Here is a 17,540-nt window from a genome sequence, read left to right on the forward strand (position 1 = left end):
AAACCTGCCCGGGGTTGTTTATAGTTTAGGGGTTATTCGAATTGTTTTCGATTGCTTTGACTTCGTCAATGAGAATTTCTGACTTGACCTCCTGATTATTGAGGGTGCTGGTAATCTGGAGAATCATCGGTGGAATGTTCTTTGCGTCAGGGGCAATTGAAATATAGAGTGTTGTAAAGCCATCTGCCAGAGTGATTTCTTCGTTTGCAACGACCGGCTTCTTGATGTGGTCGTAAGTGATGGTAAGTCCTTCAAAGTTGCCGGAACCGGATGCCGTAACGGGGTTAATCTTGATTTTTTGGCCTTTGGCGTAGAGGCCGCTTGCTGTTTTGAGCGCGATACGGCAGGCAATTTCTTCGTCGAATCTAGGTGTAATTTCTCCCTGCTCGACCTCAATTTTTCCGTTGACGCCGGCATCGGCTGTGGCGGCCATGGTCAGGATGTTGAGTACGGTTGCAAGTCCGGCGGGAACGTCGGCTTGTGTTGCGTGAACGCTGACATCCTGTGTGTATTCTACGGAGTAACGTGATTCAGAAGTTGCCTTTGAATCTTTTTTACTAGAGTAGTTCGCCTTTGCTGTGATGGAAAGGCTGAATGGTCCCCAACCCAATTTGGCCTTTGCTTCGCCCCCAACATCCAGCGCAGTGGATTCGGAATTCTCGGTGCACTGCGAAGAAGATGCGTTGATGGACGCCTTGAAGTCGATTTGAACCTTGTCGATAACGATCATCGGAATGGGGACGATTGTCAGAATCGGGACAATCATCGTTGTTAGGTTGCCGTCTTTTTGATATGTGAATGTAACATTTACAGCTTCCTTATTTCCGTCAGCATTGGTGTTCAATCCAACTTGCTGAATGAATTCCCAAGTGGATTTTGCAGCCATTGCTTGTGCTGTGATTGCAGCCTGAAGCGGACCGCCGATGAGGGCGCTGTAATCAATTCCGTTTAGCATGTTCTGCGCAACGGTGCCGGGGGTTGTATCTATTGCCATGTTCGTCTCCTTTATGTGGCTGTTGTTGAATAGATGTGTTTTAATTTAAAAAAACATTTTTTAAAAGCAAAAAAATATGTATGTTGTGAATTTGTATGTGTTTTTTTTAACAAAGTTTATTTATAATTTTGATGTGTGTGACTTTGTGCTACTATGTATAATGATATGTAGTTTGTATGTAAAAATGTTTTTGCGACATTCGTTTATATGTAATAAAAATATTACTTGAAATGCCTTGACTAATAGTTATAATTACATCGTAAAAAATTTTTTGGGCTCTTTTGCAGAGGAGTACGCGATGGCTGTGGTCAGTGTACGAATGGATGATGAAACAAAGAAACGGTTCGACGAATTTTGCAGTTCCGTAGGAATATCGATTTCTGCGGCTGTAAACATGTTCGTGAAAATGACTGTGCGCGAGAACCGCTTACCATTTGATGTTAAGGGACACCCCTCTGAACATCATTAAATGTGGGGCCGGACGTGGCCCTGTAAACACATAAAACTTGCCTTTTTGTGCAGTACTTTTGCGGTACTGTGGCTCCGTTTGCTGGGCATACCGATTATCTTGTATCGTCGGGTGTGCTCCGAAGGCGGGTTATTGCTATTTTTTACACATTATGAATTTCAATACTAAGATCCTTTGCATTGGCGCGGGCTACGTCGGCGGCCCCACTATGACTGTTATTGCCGACAAGTGCCCCGACGTGAAGGTTACCGTAGTCGACATTAACCAGGCCCGAATCGATGCCTGGAACAGCGACAATCTCCCGATTTTTGAACCCGGCCTTGATGACGTGGTCAAGCGTGCCCGTGGCCGCAACCTGTTCTTCAGTACGGATATTCCCTCCGCTATCAAGGAAGCGGACATCATCTTCGTTTCCGTGAATACCCCGACCAAGACGTTTGGCCATGGTGCCGGCAAGGCTTCGGACTTGCAGTACTGGGAAAAGACTGCCCGCAACATTCTTGAAATTGCCGACGAGGGCAAGATTATCGTCGAGAAGTCGACCCTCCCGGTTCGCACCGCCGCCGCGATGGAACGCATTTTGAACAGCAACGACAAGGGCCTGCATTTCGAAGTGCTTAGCAACCCCGAGTTCCTTGCCGAAGGCACTGCCATCAACGACCTGTTTGAGCCCGATCGGGTACTCATTGGCTCCCACCAGACGGAATCTGGCCTTGCCGCCTGCCAGAAGCTGGTGGACGTGTATGCCCACTGGGTGCCGCGTGACCGTATCCTCACGACGAACCTCTGGAGCTCCGAACTCACGAAGCTCACCGCGAACGCCTTCCTGGCCCAGCGCATCAGTTCCATCAACTCCATCAGCGCCCTCTGCGAAAAGACCGGCGCCGACGTGGACGAAGTCGCCTATGTGATGGGCAAGGACCGTCGCATCGGACCGAAGTTCCTCAAGGCCTCTATCGGCTTTGGCGGTAGCTGCTTCAAGAAGGATATCCTGAACCTCGTGTACCTGTGTGGCTACTATGGTCTCCCCGAGGTTGCCGCCTATTGGGAAAGTGTCGTGAAAATCAACGAGTGGCAGACCCATCGCGTGGTGGACCGCATGCTTGAAACCATGTTCAATACGATTGCGGGGAAGAAGATTGCCGTGTTTGGATTTGCCTTCAAGGCGAACACGGGCGATACCCGCGAAAGCCCTGCGAACCTCGTGGTCCGTGATTTGCTCGCCGAACATGCACAGCCGGTCGTGACTGACCCGAAGGCTATCCCCGATGCCAAGCGCGACCTGAAGGACGTTCTCGATCAGGTTCAGTTTGAGGAAGACCCGTACAAGGCGGCCGAAGGCGCTCATGCTGTAGTTGTCTGTACCGAATGGAAGTGCTTTGCCGAACTCGACTGGAACCGAATCTATAAGGGCATGGCTAAGCCGGCTTTTGTGTTTGACGGTCGTAATATTCTTGATGCCGACGCCCTCCGTAAGATTGGTTTCGAAGTGTCGTCTATAGGCAAGGGTAAAGCAGAGTAATAACGGAATAGGTTTTTATTATGGCTTCTATCAGTGTGTTTGGTTTGGGATATGTTGGATGCGTGGGCATCGCGTGCCTTGCAAAACTTGGGCATAAGGTTGTCGGCTGCGATGTGGATTTCAACAAGGTCTCCCGTGTTGCTATGGGACTTCCGACCATCGTCGAGCGCGATATCGACGAAGTGATGATGGAAGGCTTCAAGGCGGGGCTCATCTCGGCGACGTCTTCTGCTGAAGAGGCTGTGCTCAAGTCTGAAATATCGTTCCTGTGCGTCGGTACCCCGAATGCATCTGATGGTAGGCTTGATACCTCGTTTCTCATGTCGGCGGTGAAGTCTATTGCCAACGCAATACGCTCCAAGTCTACGTTCCACATCGTGGTTATCCGTAGCACGGTGCCTCCTGGAACGAACGCCGCTGTTTCTGAACTCATTGAAAAGGTCTCCGGCAAGCGCGACGGCATTAACTTTACGGTGGTCTCGAACCCGGAATTTTTGCGTGAGGGGATGGCCGTTTCCGACTTCTTGAATCCGCCGATTACGGTTATCGGAAGCAGGAACCGCAGGGCCCTCAACAAGCTCAAGGAAATGTATTCGGGACTCGGCAGCGAGGTCGTGGAAGTCGACCCGAAGGTCGCCGAAATTATCAAGTTTGTCAACAATTCCTATCATGCGTTGAAGGTTGCCTTCGGTAACGAGATTGGCGCTATCTGCAAGAAACTCGATATCGACAGCCACCAAGTGATGGACCTGTTCTGCAAGGATACGCAGTTGAATATTTCCCCGTACTACTTTAAGCCCGGGTTTGCCTATGGTGGCTCGTGCCTCCCGAAGGATTTGCGCGGGCTCAACTTCCTTGCGGAATCGAACCAGGTGGAAGCTCCGATTCTCGGCTCCATCGAGAACAGCAATAACCTCCATATCCACCGCGTACTCGAGCGCGTACAGCAGATTGGCGTACGTTCGGTGGGTATTGTCGGCTTGACCTTTAAGGCGGGTACCGACGACCTCCGCAATTCTGCGGCTATTCGCCTTGCTGAAGCGGTTCTTGGCAAGGGTTGTACCCTCCGCATTTACGACCGCTACCTGAATATCGCGCGCGAGAAGGAAACGAACCTGAACGAACTCAACAAGCGCATCCCGCACTTGCTTCCGTTGCTGGACAAGGATGTGGAAAGCGTCGTGAGCAAGACTTCTCTTGTTATCGTGACTGTCAAGAATCCCGAAATACCTGATTTGATCCGCAAGTATCCGGAAATACACTTCTTGGATCTTGTGCGCATGAAGGACTCTGCGGTAGAAACGCTGCCGAACTATGAAGGATTCTGCTGGTAATAACGTCATGGAACTCGCTGGTAAAAAAGTCTGCATTGTAGTCGAAAATCTTCCTGTACCTTTTGACCGCCGCGTATGGCAGGAGTCGCTTGCCTTGAAGGAGGCAGGAGCCGAGGTTACAGTCATCTGCCCGAAAACGAAGAACTATCCGCTGGAATACGAGGAACTGGATGGAATAAAGATTTATCGACATCCGCTCCCCGAGGCGAACCGTTCCATCGAATACATCAAGGAATACCTCGGTGCGCTTTATCATGAGACGCGCCTGTTGTTCAAGGTGTTCCGCAAGCAGGGCGTGCAGGATGTAATTCATGCCTGTAATCCGCCTGACCTGATTTTCATTGCGGCGGCGCCGTTCTTCTTCTTTACTCGTTGCAAGTTCCTGTTCGATCATCACGATATCAATCCCGAACTCTGGATTGCGAAATTCGGCAAGAAGGGCCTTGGCTACCGTGCGATGCTTTTGGTGGAGCGCCTGACGTACCACTTTGCGAAGCATGCGATTGTGACAAACGAATCGTACAAGGAAATCGCGATGCGTCGAGGGCGTAAGTGCGAAGAGGATGTGACGATTGTGCGCAGCGGGCCGAATATTTCCAAACTCAAGGTGGGCCCGGCTAAACCCGAAGTCAAGAAGGGGTTCAAGTACCTCGTCGGTTACATTGGTGTAATGGGCAAGCAGGAGGGTATCGATCTTCTGCTGCAGTCGGTCGATTACCTTGTGCATAAGAAGAACCGTACCGATATCCGTTTCTGCATTATGGGTGGTGGCCCTGCTCTCGATGAACTGCGCCAGATGAACGAGCAGATGAAACTTACGGATTACGTGGAATTCCCGGGTCGCGTTTCGGATGAGTTCCTGGCCGATGTCTTGAATACTGCCGATGTCTGCGTGAACCCCGACCTGCCTTCTGAGATGAACGACAAGTCCACCATGAACAAGATTATGGAGTACATGGCGTTCGGAAAGCCCATCGTGCAGTTTACGCTCAAGGAAGGGCAATTCTCCGCGCAGGAGGCTTCGCTCTATGCGAAGAATACCGACACGGATGACTTTGCAGAAAAGATCCTCTGGTTGCTCGAAAATCCGGAAAAGGCTGCCGAAATGGGCCGCTTCGGTCGCGAACGCGTGGTGAACGAACTCAGTTGGGATTACGAGAAGCCGAAACTAATCGGTGCGTACAAGAAACTGCTGAAACTCTGATTCGTCTATTTCTGGGCGAAAATGGAATCTTGGGAGGCAAGAATGCTTTCCAGGTCTATTTTGATGTAATCAAGTTCGGTTAATTTCTTTCGAGCTGTCTTTTTGAGGTATGCATGCCTCTGTATAATCCAGTCCTTCAAGAAAAGGATGTTTTCGTCGTAGGTCGGTTGCGGAATGGGGTTGTATGGGCAGGTGAGCGTACGCTTGGAATTGCCCGCGCCAGCGGGAGCGCCGCAGTATGCCCAGCCGGAGTCAGAGTAGTTCCGTTGGAAGGATTCTCCGAAAAATTCTAGGATAGAATCGAGCTTGTTCTTGCCGAGTTCGTTGTCACTGACAAGATTCTCGAAGAGGGGCTCGATTTGCAGGAACCGCTCGCAGGCGATTTTTTCGAAGACGGAATCCTGGAATAAATCCTTCCACCATATGGCTCTTGCATGTATCCCAGTGGTGGATGAACGGGAGGATGATTTTGTATTGCCCATGGAGAGGTCGTAATCCCATACGGGGCCGGCTCTCAGTATGCCGTTATGGATGGAAAAGTATCTTGAACCGGTATGCATGTCGGGGTCGTTGACGAATTCCTCGATCCAGTAGTGGTCTATCATGGAACGCAGGTCGACGAATTTCATATACTCCCTGATATCCTTGGTCGAAATCGCGGTTTCAATATTGTAGAGCTCCTTTTTTAGAGACTCCAGCTGGGCTTCTGTAGGGGACTCGGGTTCTGCCATGGCAAGCCGGAAGGAATCGAGCGGGGATAGGGTGTAGGTAACGTCCTTCTTTTTGCGTTTTTCGACGTATTCGAAAAGGAAATCCCCTTTGTTGATATCGTAGGGAATGCGGTTCTTGCCAAACTCGATTTTTTCTGCAAGTTGATAATTGCCGACGTATTCGTCGTTGAACCAGACATCTAGAAAATACGATTTGGGGGAGTATTCAAAAGATAGGTTGCTTGCGAGGTCGAAAATCAGTTTGTTCCGGATTAGGGTCGGGTCGAAGGGATTGGAGAGGAGGACCCATTTCTTGGCTTTTCCCATGCCGAAGAAATCGATTTTCTGGTTGAATTTTATATTGTACGGTTTCTTCGGGGCTTTTGCGGTTGAGTTTCCCCGGATGCGGATATAGCCGGGTTCTGTACGATCCGGAGTCGGCGAAAAGTAGGAGTAGTGCTCTACGGCATCAAAGAATAGGAAGAACGCAGGGGTGAAATCCGACGAGTTGGGATTCTCGCATTGGATGAAGAGTTTCGGTGAACGCGAGTCTGGGATCACGCCTGCAGTGGGGATGGGCTGGGTTGTACTTGCAGTGATGTCTACGGGGTCGATTGCTAGCTCGTCGTCGAACTTTGTGGAGGAGTTCGCGATGGAGGGCATGTCTTCGAAATTGCTGCAACTGCTGAAAACGCTGCCGAATCCGGTAGCCAAAAAAACGCTGGCAATATAAAGACGGGCGCTTTTCATGGGGTAATCCGAGTTTTTTGGTGGTCTTTCCCGTGAAAAATATATTAGTGGGTGCCTTTTTGGGCCCCCTCTTATCAAAGTTCTGTTGTCAAATTGTAAACAGGCGCACTGCTTGAACGAAAAAATCCTATAATTGTATCGTAATGGCGCTATCCTGGTATTTAAAAAGATTACGTACCTTTTCTGCAGGGGAAATATTCTACCGCATTCGTCAACGGATCCGTACGCATGTGCTGGACTGGATAAAGCTTGACGATAGCGACTATACGCACGAGAAACCGGACTGCCCGATTGTTCTGGACTCGAACGCCCACTGCTTCTATCCGATTTTCGAATCCAGCGTGGATATCTTCAAGGATATTGACTGGCATCTGGATGTATCGACGGAACGGCGCTTCCCTAGGACTTTTTCGCATGCGATTGATATCCGGAGCGATAAGTATGGCAGTGCAAAGCATGTGTGGGAAGTGAATCGCATGCAGTTCCTGCTGCATATTGCCTGGCTCTTCAAGACGACTGGCCAGCAAAAGTACCTGGTGCTTTTCTGCCATCACCTTGGAATGTGGAAGGATGCAAATCCCTACCTGGTCGGTGTCAACTGGTATAGCAATATCGAAGTGAACCTGCGCCTAATCTGCTGGTTTTTCTGCTGGGACCTGCTGGATATAGACGGCCTCCGCAAAGAGAATCCGATTGTCGATAGCTTTGTTGCTGAAATTTGGAACTATCTCATTCGAGACCATGCCTGTTTCTCGTACAAGCATCCGTCGTTCTACTCGTCGGCGAATAACCACTTGATTGCTGAATATGCAGGCCTGTTCATTGCTGCATGCAAGTGGAACATCCCTCACCGGAACTCGCGCCTGAAGTATGCCCAAAAAGGGCTCGAACGTGAAATCCTGAAACAGAATACGTCCGAAGGGGTAAACCGCGAAGAGGCCGCGGAATATATCCAGTTTATTGATGACTTCTTCTTGATAGCAGCAGTTGTGGGCGATGCTACGGGGCATCCGTTCTCTGCAACGTACAAGGACCGCCTCCATGCGATGGCGCGCTATATGGATGCCATGCTGGACATGAACTGCAATTACCCGATGTATGGCGACGGTGACGACGGATTCGTGTTACGCCCTGATGCGGGCGGGCATTTCAATAATTTCAAGTCGTTGCTTGTTTCCTTCGCGACATACTTCGGCGATTCCTCGTTCAAGCGCGAAAACCTTGCCTGGGATGAAAAAAATGAAATTTTGTTCGGGAAGGAAGGCCGCGAGAAGTTTGATGCTTTGCCCGTAGCGCCGATTTCCTCACTAGACGGCAATCGCTTCTTCGCTGAAAGCGGGCATTTTATTTTCCGCAAGGCAGAGCAGGCTGATGCCGGTGCTGTGGCCCGAGAGACGTATATGCATTTCGATGCGGCTCCGCTGGGTTACCTGAGTATCGCCGCGCATGGGCATGCGGACGCACTTTCGTTCATATTGCATGTAGATGGTTCCCCAGTTCTTGTTGACCCGGGAACGTTTACTTACCATACGCATAAGGATTTACGTCGTTATTTTGTTAGCACCCTTGCTCACAATACGGTATGCGTGAATGGCAAGAATCAGGCGGAGCAGGCTGGCCCGACGATGTGGCTCAAGCATTATAAGGTGAATGTTGTTTCGAACGATGAGATGCTGGGGTTTGCCGAGGCAACGCACAACGGGTATGAATCCGAAGGCGTGTCGCATAAACGTCGTGTGGAATTTAACCGTGATACTGAAGAATTCATCATTGCCGATACTCTGCGATGCGAACGGAAGGTTTCTCTTGAAATACCGTTCCATTTGCATCCGTCGGCCACAGTGAAGCTGAATGGTTCCACTGCTGAAATATCTGTGCCGGGGAGCCGCCATGTGGTAATGGAATTCGACAATAAGCTCTCTTACGAGATACGTGAAGATGGCTGGTATTCAGAGCACTTTGGCGAGAAGGTTCCGGCAAAGTACTTGTACGCGAAAATAGACCGTGAAGGTAGTGTTGAATTCGTAACGAAAATCAGGATTCTGTAATTTTCTCTACCTGCTGTGCGTCTTCAATTCCCTCTAGGGAATGTTCCTTATAGATGTGTCCCATGAGAAGGCCTTCAATCAGGAATACGAACGCAGTGTTGTTCCCAATGTGGCCGGACAGTGTAAAGAATAGCGTGCTGCAGAAAACCAGCTCGTATCCAATCGATGCCGCCCATGAGTTCTTCCGACGCCTAAAGAAAATAAAGAAAAGGCCTATGCTGTAGAGGTAGTAGGCGAAAAGCCCGATAGCTCCGTAGTCGATGAGAGTTTTAAAGACGATGGATTCCAGACCTCCGATATCTGCATCGTTTATGGGCCTACCTTCATCATCGTAGTCAAAGACATTCTTTGTGTAGCCGACGCCATTCCCAAATATGGGACTTTGCTGTATCTGGAAAAATGTGAAAAGAAGTTGCTGCTGGCGCATCGAAAGAGAACTTCCCTGGCTTTCTTTAGAAAATTCGTCGATGGCCATGTTGATATAGGCTGCGCTTATGAAAAAGCAGATGCCGATGCATGCAATTTTCAGCATGATGGATCGCTTTTGGAGGAAAATCAGGAAGGCGCCTATTGCCGCACAAACCATGCCTGTTCTAGAACCGCTCAGGAACAGATTAAGGGTTAGCAGAGTATAGAGAATGGCGAGATTCTTCTTTTCCCAGTTGGGCTTGTTCCATAGGGATACAAAAAGCATGAACAGGCAGCATAGCAACGTACCGTAGGCTGTTGGGTGTGCCGTAGTAAGCATTGCGCGGATTCGGTAGTCCCTGATGCAGGTGACGATGGAATCGAGTGAGTGGTATCCGCTATAGATGGGGAACGCCCGGCAGATGTAGGTGTAGGGGTAGTTTCCCTGTAATAAGATTTCTAGGATGCCGAAAATACAGATGACGACCGTGATGGAATAAAGCCCTTTCATGATGTCGTCGATACTGGAGTGCCTCGTTATTAGGAATGCAGCCAATAGATATCCGTATAGTTCGATAAATTCTCGCGTACAGGCATAAAATTGCTTGACGGCGAAACCCTCATTGAAATATACAGAAGCGAAGTGGCATATGAGGATAAGTAGCAGGAATATCTTGAGCGGAAAAGCCTTTAGGTCTTCAAAGAGGTGTTGCCGGTCTTTTATGCACGAGACGAAGAGGAAACCATAAAGAAATAGGTCCTGGGGCCTTACCGTAGGGGATTGAAGAAAGCTGATTCCGAGAGGAAAAAGAACTATGCCAAGAAATAACGCTAGAAAACGGGCTTTCAAGGACCCTATGACCATGATGGTCAATAGCGAGAAAAGGATGGCATAGACAATGGCGGTTAACATAAAGGCGGCTTTTTCCTTTAAATATAGGAAGATTTTGGTGATGGCCTAGATGACAATAATTAAATTTACGCTGAAACAAGGATCCCTTATGGGTATGGAAAAGAAGTACGATTTTTTAATTGTTGGCTCGGGCCTTTTTGGTGCGACGTTCGCCTATCGGGCCAGGAAGGCGGGGAAACGCTGCCTGGTTATCGATAAGCGTTCGCATCTCGGCGGGAATGTCTATTGCGAAAATACGGAAGGCATCAATGTCCACAAGTACGGTGCGCATATTTTCCATACGTCCAACAAGGCCGTGTGGGATTTCGTGAATTCGATTGTCGAGTTCAACCGCTACACCAATAGCCCTGTGGCCAACTACAAGGGCAAACTCTATAACTTGCCTTTCAACATGAACACGTTCTACCAGATGTGGGGCGTGAAGACTCCGGAAGAGGCGCGCGCGAAAATCGAGGAGCAGAAGGCGGATGCCGTTGCATCGCTGAATGGTCGCGAACCCGCCAACCTGGAAGAACAGGCGCTGACGCTTGTAGGCAGGGATATTTTCGAGAAACTGATCAAGGGCTATACCGAAAAGCAGTGGGGCCGCAAGTGCGAAGACTTGCCCGCCTTCATCATAAAGCGCCTCCCGGTGCGCCTGGCTTTTGACAACAACTACTTCAACGACCGCTACCAGGGCATTCCCATTGGCGGGTACAACAAACTGATTGACGGTCTGCTGGAAGGCATAGAAACTCGGGTGAACGTGGATTTCTTTGACGATCGCGCCCATTGGGAATCCGTTGCCGACAAGATTGTCTTTACGGGAAAGCTCGACGAATTTTACGGATACCGTTTTGGCAAGTTGGAATACCGTACGGTCCGCTTCGAGAACGAGACCCTGGATATGCCTAATTACCAGGGCAATGCCGTGGTGAACTATACCGAGCGAGAAATCCCTTATACCCGCATTATCGAACACAAGCATTTTGAAATGTTTGGGCAGACGGTCTATGATTGCCCCAAGACGGTTGTTTCCAGGGAGTATTCGACGGAATGGACCGAGGGCATGGAGCCGTATTACCCCGTAAATGATTCGCGCAACAACGAACTCGCCGGAAAATACCGTGCCCTTGCTGCGCAGGAGCCTTCGGTCATATTCGGCGGGCGCCTTGCCGAATATAAGTATTACGACATGGCTCCGATTATTGAACGCGTATTGAATTTGGAAATCTAGTTCGGAAACTGTATGGAAAAATTACTGACGATAATCATCCCTACGTACAACATGGAAAAGTACTTGAACCAGTGCCTGGATTCCCTGTTGACGGAGAAGGCCCGGGGCTTGCTGGATATCCTTGTCGTTATCGATGGAAGCAAGGACCGTTCGTCGGAAATCGCACACGGGTATGCGGACAAGTATCCGGAAACGGTTCGCGTTATCGACAAGGAGAACGGCAATTACGGGTCCTGCATCAATCGCGGGATTCTTGAAGGCCGTGGCAAGTATGTGAAGATCCTGGATGCCGACGACCGCTATGATATTGCTGTTCTGGACGACTACCTTGACGCTCTAGCCAAGGCCGATGTGGACCTGTTCCTGAGCGATACCCTGCAGGTGACCGAAGATGGTGACACCGTGAAGGAAATCCGGTTCTCGATGCCTGCGGGCGAAACGTTGAATTTTGACGATTACTGCAAGGTCGACGAACTGCCCATGCACAGCATTGCCTACAAGTTGGAAAATGTCCGCAGGCTGGGCTACAGGCAGACGGAAGGGATTTCGTATACCGATACGGAATGGGCGTTCTTTCCGATGCAGGCGGTAAAGACCTGCTGCTATTTCCCGAAGCCGCTGTACCGCTACCTGATAGGGCGTGCGGGGCAGACGATGGCTCCGGAGGTCTACAGGCGGGGCCGTAGCCAGGAACTGATTATTACCAAGCGCATGGTGGAATTCTGGGATGCACTCCCCGAAGAAGAGAGAAAGTATTTCGACCAGTATCTGGTGCATCGCTTGCGCCGCATCTACATGCAGAACATGGTGCGGAACGAAGAAGGCGACAACGATTTCCTGATAGAGATGGACAAGTTCATCGAATCGAAATCTCCGCGCCTGTACAAGGTTCTCGACGACTGCCTTTACGGCAAGCGCGAAAAGATTCCGTTTATCAAGGAATGGCGCAAGAATTACAAGCCGTCCTTGAAATTCCGCCTGTGCGTGAAGTTGCATAGGCTCATGGGCAACCAGAAGTAGCGTATGAAGGTCGCGTACATCAGCAACCTGCCTTTTGCAGATGCGGATTTTCCGCTAGTCCGCGAGATGCAGCGGCAGGGTGTCGATGTATATTTTTTCATATATGTCTCTGTCTATAGCCACCGTGCGACGCTCGTAGATATTCCCGAAGTCTACAGGAAGCAGGGAATTTTCCCCGCGACAGTCTATGAGGAGTTCAAGGCGTACGAAGGCTACATGGACATGTCGAAGGTGTTTGTTGTCAATAGCCTGCACCAGTCCGATTTCCACCCGGCGAACATCCGCACGATGCTGTCGCTGGTGAGCAAGATCAAGAAGCTGGGCGTTGATGCGGTGAACATTACCTGGCCCCCGCGCCGCAACAAGATGCTCCTGTACCTGCTGCGGAAAAAGCTGGTATTCACCCTGCACGACCCGTTCCCGCATTCTGCAAAGAACAACCGCGAGTTTGAATTTTGCCGCAAGCTGGCGTTCCGCTGGATTCCGAAAATCATCCTGCTGAACGATGCGCAGACGGAAAAGTTCTGCGAGGTGTACAAGTTCCCGCGGAGCCGGCTTTTCCATGCACGGCTCGGGAAATACGACTGCATCAACTACCTGTCCGAAAAATCTTCCAGCTCGCAAGAAAATCTGGTTGGGTTGCCGGAATCCCTGCGCGGGCAGAAGTACATCTTGTTTTTCGGCCTGATTGCTCCCTACAAGGGCGTTGAATTCCTGCTGCAGGCCTTCGGTAAACTACAGCAGAAACACCCTGATATCAAGTTGCTGGTTGCGGGCTCGGGCAGACTGTATTTCGATGAATCGCTGTACAGGGGGAATGCGAATGTGGTCCTGATGAACCATTATGTGCCCCTGGCGCAGTTAGCAAGCCTGTTGAAAAACGCGCTGTTTACGGTCTGCCCCTACAAGGATGCCACTCAGAGTGGTGTGGTGCAGACGGCGTTCTCCATGGGGACTCCGATAGTCGCTTCGGATGTAGGTAACTTTGCGAAAGCCATAGAGAACGGAAAGTCTGGTGTGATTGTCCCGCCATGTGATGTCGATGCGCTGACAGGCGCGATGGCGGACCTCGTGGAACATCCGGAAAAACTAGAATCGTTCCGCAAGTATATCGCCGGCGAAGGGCTCGAAAGGAACGGTTGGGAAGAGGTGGTAACGCAGTACCTGAACTGCTACGAGGCCAGAGTATAATGAAATTCTCGTTCGTCATCTTGCATTACAATGCCTTGCCCGATACCATCGAGTGCATCGATTCGATAAAGAAGTGCGTCGGAAGGGATTGCGGTATCGTGGTTGTCGACAACAAGTCCCCGAACGGGACTGGCGTGGAACTCGATGCGAAGTACCGCGATGATACCCAGGTGACGGTAATCTTGAATCCCGAAAACGAGGGGTTTGCCCGCGGGAACAATGTCGGATTCCGGTATGCGAAGGAATACCAGAATCCTGACTTTATCGTGATGCTCAATAACGATACGATGATTCTGCAGGATGACTTTGCTGCCCGCGTAGAGAAGGAATACGAACAAAGTCATTTTGCCGTCTTGGGACCGGTTATCAAGACGCCGCACAAGCCCTACAGTTCCAACCCGGGGCCTTCGAAGTTGCCGTCGGAAAACTGGTACAAGAAGTATGTGCGCAAGGTCTCGTTCAAACTGTTCCTGAACCGGATTTTCGGGCTGGATGCCGTCTACGAGTGGCTCTTGCGCAAACTGCTCGGGCAGAAGGACAAGAAGTTCGATGAATCCCTGCTCACGCGCCGTGCGGAAAATGTGTTGCTGCACGGGAGCTTCCTTATTTTTTCGCGAGACTACATTTCCAAGTTTGATGGCCTGAACGACCGCACGTTCCTGTATCACGAAGAACGCCTGCTGTTCCTGCGCCTCCTGCAAAACGGCATGAAATCCGTCTTTACACCGGATATCGAAATCTTCCACAAGGAAGATGCCGCAACGAAGACCGTTTCGGCAAAAAGCCGCCTGAAACGCCGTTTCCAGTACGAACATTACATCAATTCGGCTAAAGTCATGCTGGATGTAATGCGGAATGGCGAAAACTAGTATATATTAAAAGAGTCCGCTGAGGTGTATTGATGACTAGATGGACGCCTTTTTTTGTTCTCTGGCTTCTCACATTTTTCTTTGTTATTGCTTGCAGCAATAGCGCGTCTGAGTGTATGGAAGGAGAGGGCGCGGTGGACTCGTCCAGTTCCGAGGCATCTGAGAATATTCCCGAAATAGAAGGAATGATTGTTGTCCGTGGCGGTACGGTGACACTCGGTAGCGATGACACGAAGTACAGGCCATCGGAACGCCCCGCCATGAAGGTCCGCCTGGACTACGGCTTCAATCTTGGCATACACGAGGTGACCTGCGGGGAATACCGCGACCTTGCGAAGAAGATGAGCCTCAAGAAATTCGGCAAGTGCGAAAATGATAGCCTGCCGCTTTCCGACGTCACCTACTACGATGCGGTACTCTTCGCAAACGCCAAGAGCAAAAACGGGAAAAGCGATACGGCCTACGCCTACGGCAACGCGGTGTACGATGCCGAGGGCCACTGCACGAACCTGGAAGCGCTCGTGTTCCACCCCGAAGTAGAAGCATACCGCCTGCCGACCGAGGCGGAATGGGTGCTCGCCGCATCGCAGGGCTGGAACCCCGCGAAGTACAGCTGGAATGCGGACAACTCGGAATACCATGCGCATGCTGTCTGCAGTGCGGGCGCGGATACCCTCGGGTTCTGCGATCTCGCGGGTAACGTGAAGGAATGGGTGAACGACTGGGCCGGCAGCTTCTTCGACACGACGGTCACGAACTACCTGGGCGCACCCGACGGTGGAGATCTCGGCGAGCGCGTGCTGAAGGGCGGCTACTTCTCGGAAAGGGTGTCCGAGATGAACGTCGTCGCCCGCGGTGACGACTATACCGTGGTGGGCTCCAGCCGCGCCGAACGCATCGGGTTCAGGCTCGCCTTCGGGCGCATCCCGGACCCCGTATGGCTCGACGCCAGCGGGCACGCGAAAGCGAGCGTCGTCACGCCGCTTGCCGGCGCGACGTCACTGAAGGCCCGTACCGGGACCTACAACATGGTCCTCGCCTTCCGCAACGACATCAGCGGGAATCTCGCCTACATCGACTACCGCGACGGAAGCCTTTCCGTGACCGAGATCGACGACTCCCTGGATGTCTATCATCCGGACATATCCCCCGATGGCAGGCGCGTGGCCTTCTGTACCGGGCTCGAGGGTGTCGCGGGCAAGTCCGCGCTGTACGTGCGCGACCTGGATGCCGAAGGGGGCAACCTCGTGAAACTCGACGTCGGGAGCGCCGCCATCCCGCGCTGGCGTGTGCTCGGGAGCGGCGACACCGTGATCGTCTATGTGACCGACGCGGGCAACAACAAGGACGAGACCGCGTTCAGAAGCGCTTCCACATGGCAGGTCAAGTTCGCCGCAGGCAAGTTCGGTACGCCGGAAAAACTCTTTGACGGAGCCTTTCACGGCGGCATCAGCGAGGACTACACGCTCGCCGTTACGGGAGCGCGGCTGCTCCGCGCCCGCGTCGCCGATGCCGGCTCGTCGCTCACAGAAAATGCCCGCAACGTTATCTGGTACGACAGTGCACAGGCCTGCAACGCGTCGCTCGCGCAGGACGGCAGCAAGCGTACCGCGTTCCTCGACTTCGGCGGAAAACCCGGCCGCAAGTTCGCCGGGGAGGACTACGCCACGCACGAACGCATCCTTGTCGCCGACAGTAGCGGGAAACTGGTGCAGACCCTCAAGGCGCCTGCTGGCTACACGTTCGACCATAGCGAATGGGCGAGCGACGGCGTGACCTCGAACATTGTGGCGACACTTGCGAATGCAGATGGCGCTCATACGAGAATCGTGCTCGTGAGCCCCTCCGACAGCAGCGTCCTGGAACTCGCCGCAGGCGAGGAAATCTGGCACCCGTGCCTGTGGGTCAATCGCAATGCGTCAAATTTTCCCTCCGATGCTACGCAGGCCGATGACTCTACTGGAACAGGCCGTGCCTTCATTCCAGATCTGGATTCTGCAGGGATTTACTTTTTGCCTGGCGGTGATGAGGAAAGTATCATATGGCGATACAAGATGGAATTGCTGTGGGAATATAAGGATTTGGCCGATGTCGTTGTCTTGGGGTCATCACGAGTGCTTTATGGAATTGACCCGACATTGTTTTCTGAGGACCATCTTGCGATTAGTATGGCTAACTTGCACAATACGATAAAGGGGTCAAAGTATATTTTCGATAATTATGTAATTACGCATATGAAAAACTTGAAATATGTTGTCTTGGGTGTTGATATTGATCGAGGATATTTGGTTTCGGGAAATAGTTTCTTCCATAAAAAATACAAGGAAATACCCGGTTTTTCTTATGATGTAAATCATCAGTACTGGAAAAATCAGTCTACGGATTTTATGGTTGAAGCCGTGAGGAATGCTCCTGGTTCAACGAAATATTCAGAGATCATTTTGCCTACGCGTGGACATTTTAAATACACGTCATCTAGTGGGTGGGGATCTTCTCCTACTGTGAAGAATGATAGTTCTTGGTATGATGAGAATCCCAAGTTGTACTACGACAATTTTCAGGTTTTGGAAGATTTTATAAAAAAATGTCAGGAAAGAGGTGTCTATATTATTGGAGTTATTTTGCCGCAAAGTCCTGACTACAAAAATACGGGCGCTTTTGGCTTTGGAGGCATTAGAAGGAGTGTTGCGCCGGATTTGATAGAAGAAATATCTGGTTTGAGCGATAAATATTCGAGATTTATCTTGTTGGACGAAAATAAAATGGGAAATCACGATTATACAAGTGAAATGGCTCTTGACTGTAGTCATTTAAACCATGCTGGTGCCGAACAGTTAACTCACCGTATCGATTCTCTCATCAAGACGTTGAATATTGATTTTGATAACTAAG

General features: G+C 50.8%; 13 protein-coding genes. 10 read left to right on the forward strand and 3 right to left on the reverse strand.

Translation table 11 applies throughout. From position 1 onward, the window contains the following. Nucleotides 1–25 precede the first annotated feature (25 nt). Nucleotides 26–994 carry a DUF2589 domain-containing protein gene (locus B7994_RS00795; protein ID WP_088636584.1) on the reverse strand — a complete coding sequence of 323 codons (969 nt, stop codon included), beginning with the start codon at nt 992–994 and terminating at the stop codon, nt 26–28. 298 nt (nt 995–1,292) lie between these two features. On the opposite strand from B7994_RS00795, the gene B7994_RS14400 reads away from it, so the two are divergent. The 4 genes from B7994_RS14400 to B7994_RS00815 all read left to right on the forward strand — a co-directional run bounded on the left by B7994_RS14400 (nt 1,293) and on the right by B7994_RS00815 (nt 5,523). Then, nucleotides 1,293–1,463, forward strand: coding sequence for a type II toxin-antitoxin system RelB/DinJ family antitoxin (locus tag B7994_RS14400; RefSeq protein WP_088637192.1), 171 nt, complete (start codon nt 1,293–1,295; stop codon nt 1,461–1,463). Between the two features lie 151 nt (nt 1,464–1,614). Then, on the forward strand, nt 1,615–2,985 hold the full coding sequence (locus tag B7994_RS00805) for a UDP-glucose 6-dehydrogenase (RefSeq protein WP_088636585.1): 1,371 nt from the start codon (nt 1,615–1,617) through the stop codon (nt 2,983–2,985). 20 nt (nt 2,986–3,005) lie between these two features. Continuing rightward, nucleotides 3,006–4,319, forward strand: coding sequence for a nucleotide sugar dehydrogenase (locus B7994_RS00810; RefSeq protein WP_088636586.1), 1,314 nt, complete (start codon nt 3,006–3,008; stop codon nt 4,317–4,319). Continuing rightward, the gene (locus B7994_RS00815) at nt 4,300–5,523 is read left to right on the forward strand and encodes a glycosyltransferase family 4 protein (protein WP_198957808.1); all 1,224 of its coding nucleotides are present in this window, start codon (nt 4,300–4,302) and stop codon (nt 5,521–5,523) included. Before B7994_RS00810 ends, B7994_RS00815 begins: the two co-directional genes overlap by 20 nt. A gap of 5 nt (nt 5,524–5,528) precedes the next feature. Here B7994_RS00815 and B7994_RS00820 read toward each other — a convergent pair whose 3' ends face one another. Continuing rightward, entirely contained in the window at nt 5,529–6,947 is a 1,419-nt protein-coding gene (locus B7994_RS00820) for a CotH kinase family protein (protein WP_158213032.1), read from the reverse strand. A 179-nt stretch (nt 6,948–7,126) separates the two neighbouring features. Here B7994_RS00820 and B7994_RS00825 point away from each other — a divergent pair, with 179 nt between their 5' ends. Continuing rightward, the gene (locus B7994_RS00825) at nt 7,127–9,031 is read left to right on the forward strand and encodes an alginate lyase family protein (protein ID WP_088636588.1); all 1,905 of its coding nucleotides are present in this window, start codon (nt 7,127–7,129) and stop codon (nt 9,029–9,031) included. On the opposite strand, the gene B7994_RS00830 is transcribed toward B7994_RS00825, so the two are convergent. Beyond that, nucleotides 9,018–9,995 (reverse strand): O-antigen ligase, encoded by a 978-nt coding sequence (locus B7994_RS00830; RefSeq protein WP_158213034.1) that lies wholly within the window; start codon nt 9,993–9,995, stop codon nt 9,018–9,020. The genes B7994_RS00825 and B7994_RS00830 overlap by 14 nt on opposite strands. A 451-nt stretch (nt 9,996–10,446) precedes the next feature. On the opposite strand from B7994_RS00830, the gene glf reads away from it, so the two are divergent. From glf to B7994_RS00855, 5 genes are read left to right on the forward strand one after another with little or no spacing between them, the layout of a single operon-like run. Beyond that, the gene (glf, locus tag B7994_RS00835) at nt 10,447–11,568 is read left to right on the forward strand and encodes a UDP-galactopyranose mutase (RefSeq protein WP_088637194.1); all 1,122 of its coding nucleotides are present in this window, start codon (nt 10,447–10,449) and stop codon (nt 11,566–11,568) included. 12 nt (nt 11,569–11,580) lie between these two features. Further along, nucleotides 11,581–12,588 carry a glycosyltransferase gene (locus tag B7994_RS00840; protein ID WP_088636590.1) on the forward strand — a complete coding sequence of 336 codons (1,008 nt, stop codon included), beginning with the start codon at nt 11,581–11,583 and terminating at the stop codon, nt 12,586–12,588. Between the two features lie 3 nt (nt 12,589–12,591). After that, nucleotides 12,592–13,779, forward strand: a complete 1,188-nt coding sequence (locus B7994_RS00845) for a glycosyltransferase family 4 protein (RefSeq protein ID WP_088636591.1) — start codon at nt 12,592–12,594, stop codon at nt 13,777–13,779. Further along, nucleotides 13,779–14,648, forward strand: a complete 870-nt coding sequence (locus tag B7994_RS00850; protein WP_088636592.1) for a glycosyltransferase family 2 protein — start codon at nt 13,779–13,781, stop codon at nt 14,646–14,648. Before B7994_RS00845 ends, B7994_RS00850 begins: the two co-directional genes overlap by 1 nt. A gap of 32 nt (nt 14,649–14,680) precedes the next feature. After that, nucleotides 14,681–17,539: a TIGR02171 family protein gene (locus B7994_RS00855; RefSeq protein ID WP_088636593.1), complete on the forward strand. Its 2,859-nt coding sequence runs from the start codon at nt 14,681–14,683 to the stop codon at nt 17,537–17,539. Nucleotide 17,540 lies beyond the last annotated feature (1 nt).

Source organism: Fibrobacter sp. UWR2, assembly GCF_002210285.1.
In the GTDB taxonomy this organism is placed as follows: domain Bacteria; phylum Fibrobacterota; class Fibrobacteria; order Fibrobacterales; family Fibrobacteraceae; genus Fibrobacter.

Bases quoted from the DNA above. Each gene is read 5' to 3' on its own strand.
- B7994_RS00840 (WP_088636590.1), top strand. From the start codon at position 11,581: ATGGAAAAATTACTGACGATAATCATCCCTACGTACAACATGGAAAAG.
- B7994_RS00855 (WP_088636593.1), top strand. From the start codon at position 14,681: ATGACTAGATGGACGCCTTTTTTTGTTCTCTGGCTTCTCACATTTTTC.
- B7994_RS00805 (WP_088636585.1), top strand. From the start codon at position 1,615: ATGAATTTCAATACTAAGATCCTTTGCATTGGCGCGGGCTACGTCGGC.
- B7994_RS14400 (WP_088637192.1), top strand. From the start codon at position 1,293: ATGGCTGTGGTCAGTGTACGAATGGATGATGAAACAAAGAAACGGTTC.
- B7994_RS00810 (WP_088636586.1), top strand. From the start codon at position 3,006: ATGGCTTCTATCAGTGTGTTTGGTTTGGGATATGTTGGATGCGTGGGC.
- B7994_RS00825 (WP_088636588.1), top strand. From the start codon at position 7,127: ATGGCGCTATCCTGGTATTTAAAAAGATTACGTACCTTTTCTGCAGGG.
- B7994_RS00795 (WP_088636584.1), bottom strand. From the start codon at position 994: ATGGCAATAGATACAACCCCCGGCACCGTTGCGCAGAACATGCTAAAC.
- B7994_RS00815 (WP_198957808.1), top strand. From the start codon at position 4,300: ATGAAGGATTCTGCTGGTAATAACGTCATGGAACTCGCTGGTAAAAAA.
- B7994_RS00850 (WP_088636592.1), top strand. From the start codon at position 13,779: ATGAAATTCTCGTTCGTCATCTTGCATTACAATGCCTTGCCCGATACC.
- B7994_RS00845 (WP_088636591.1), top strand. From the start codon at position 12,592: ATGAAGGTCGCGTACATCAGCAACCTGCCTTTTGCAGATGCGGATTTT.
- glf (WP_088637194.1), top strand. From the start codon at position 10,447: ATGGAAAAGAAGTACGATTTTTTAATTGTTGGCTCGGGCCTTTTTGGT.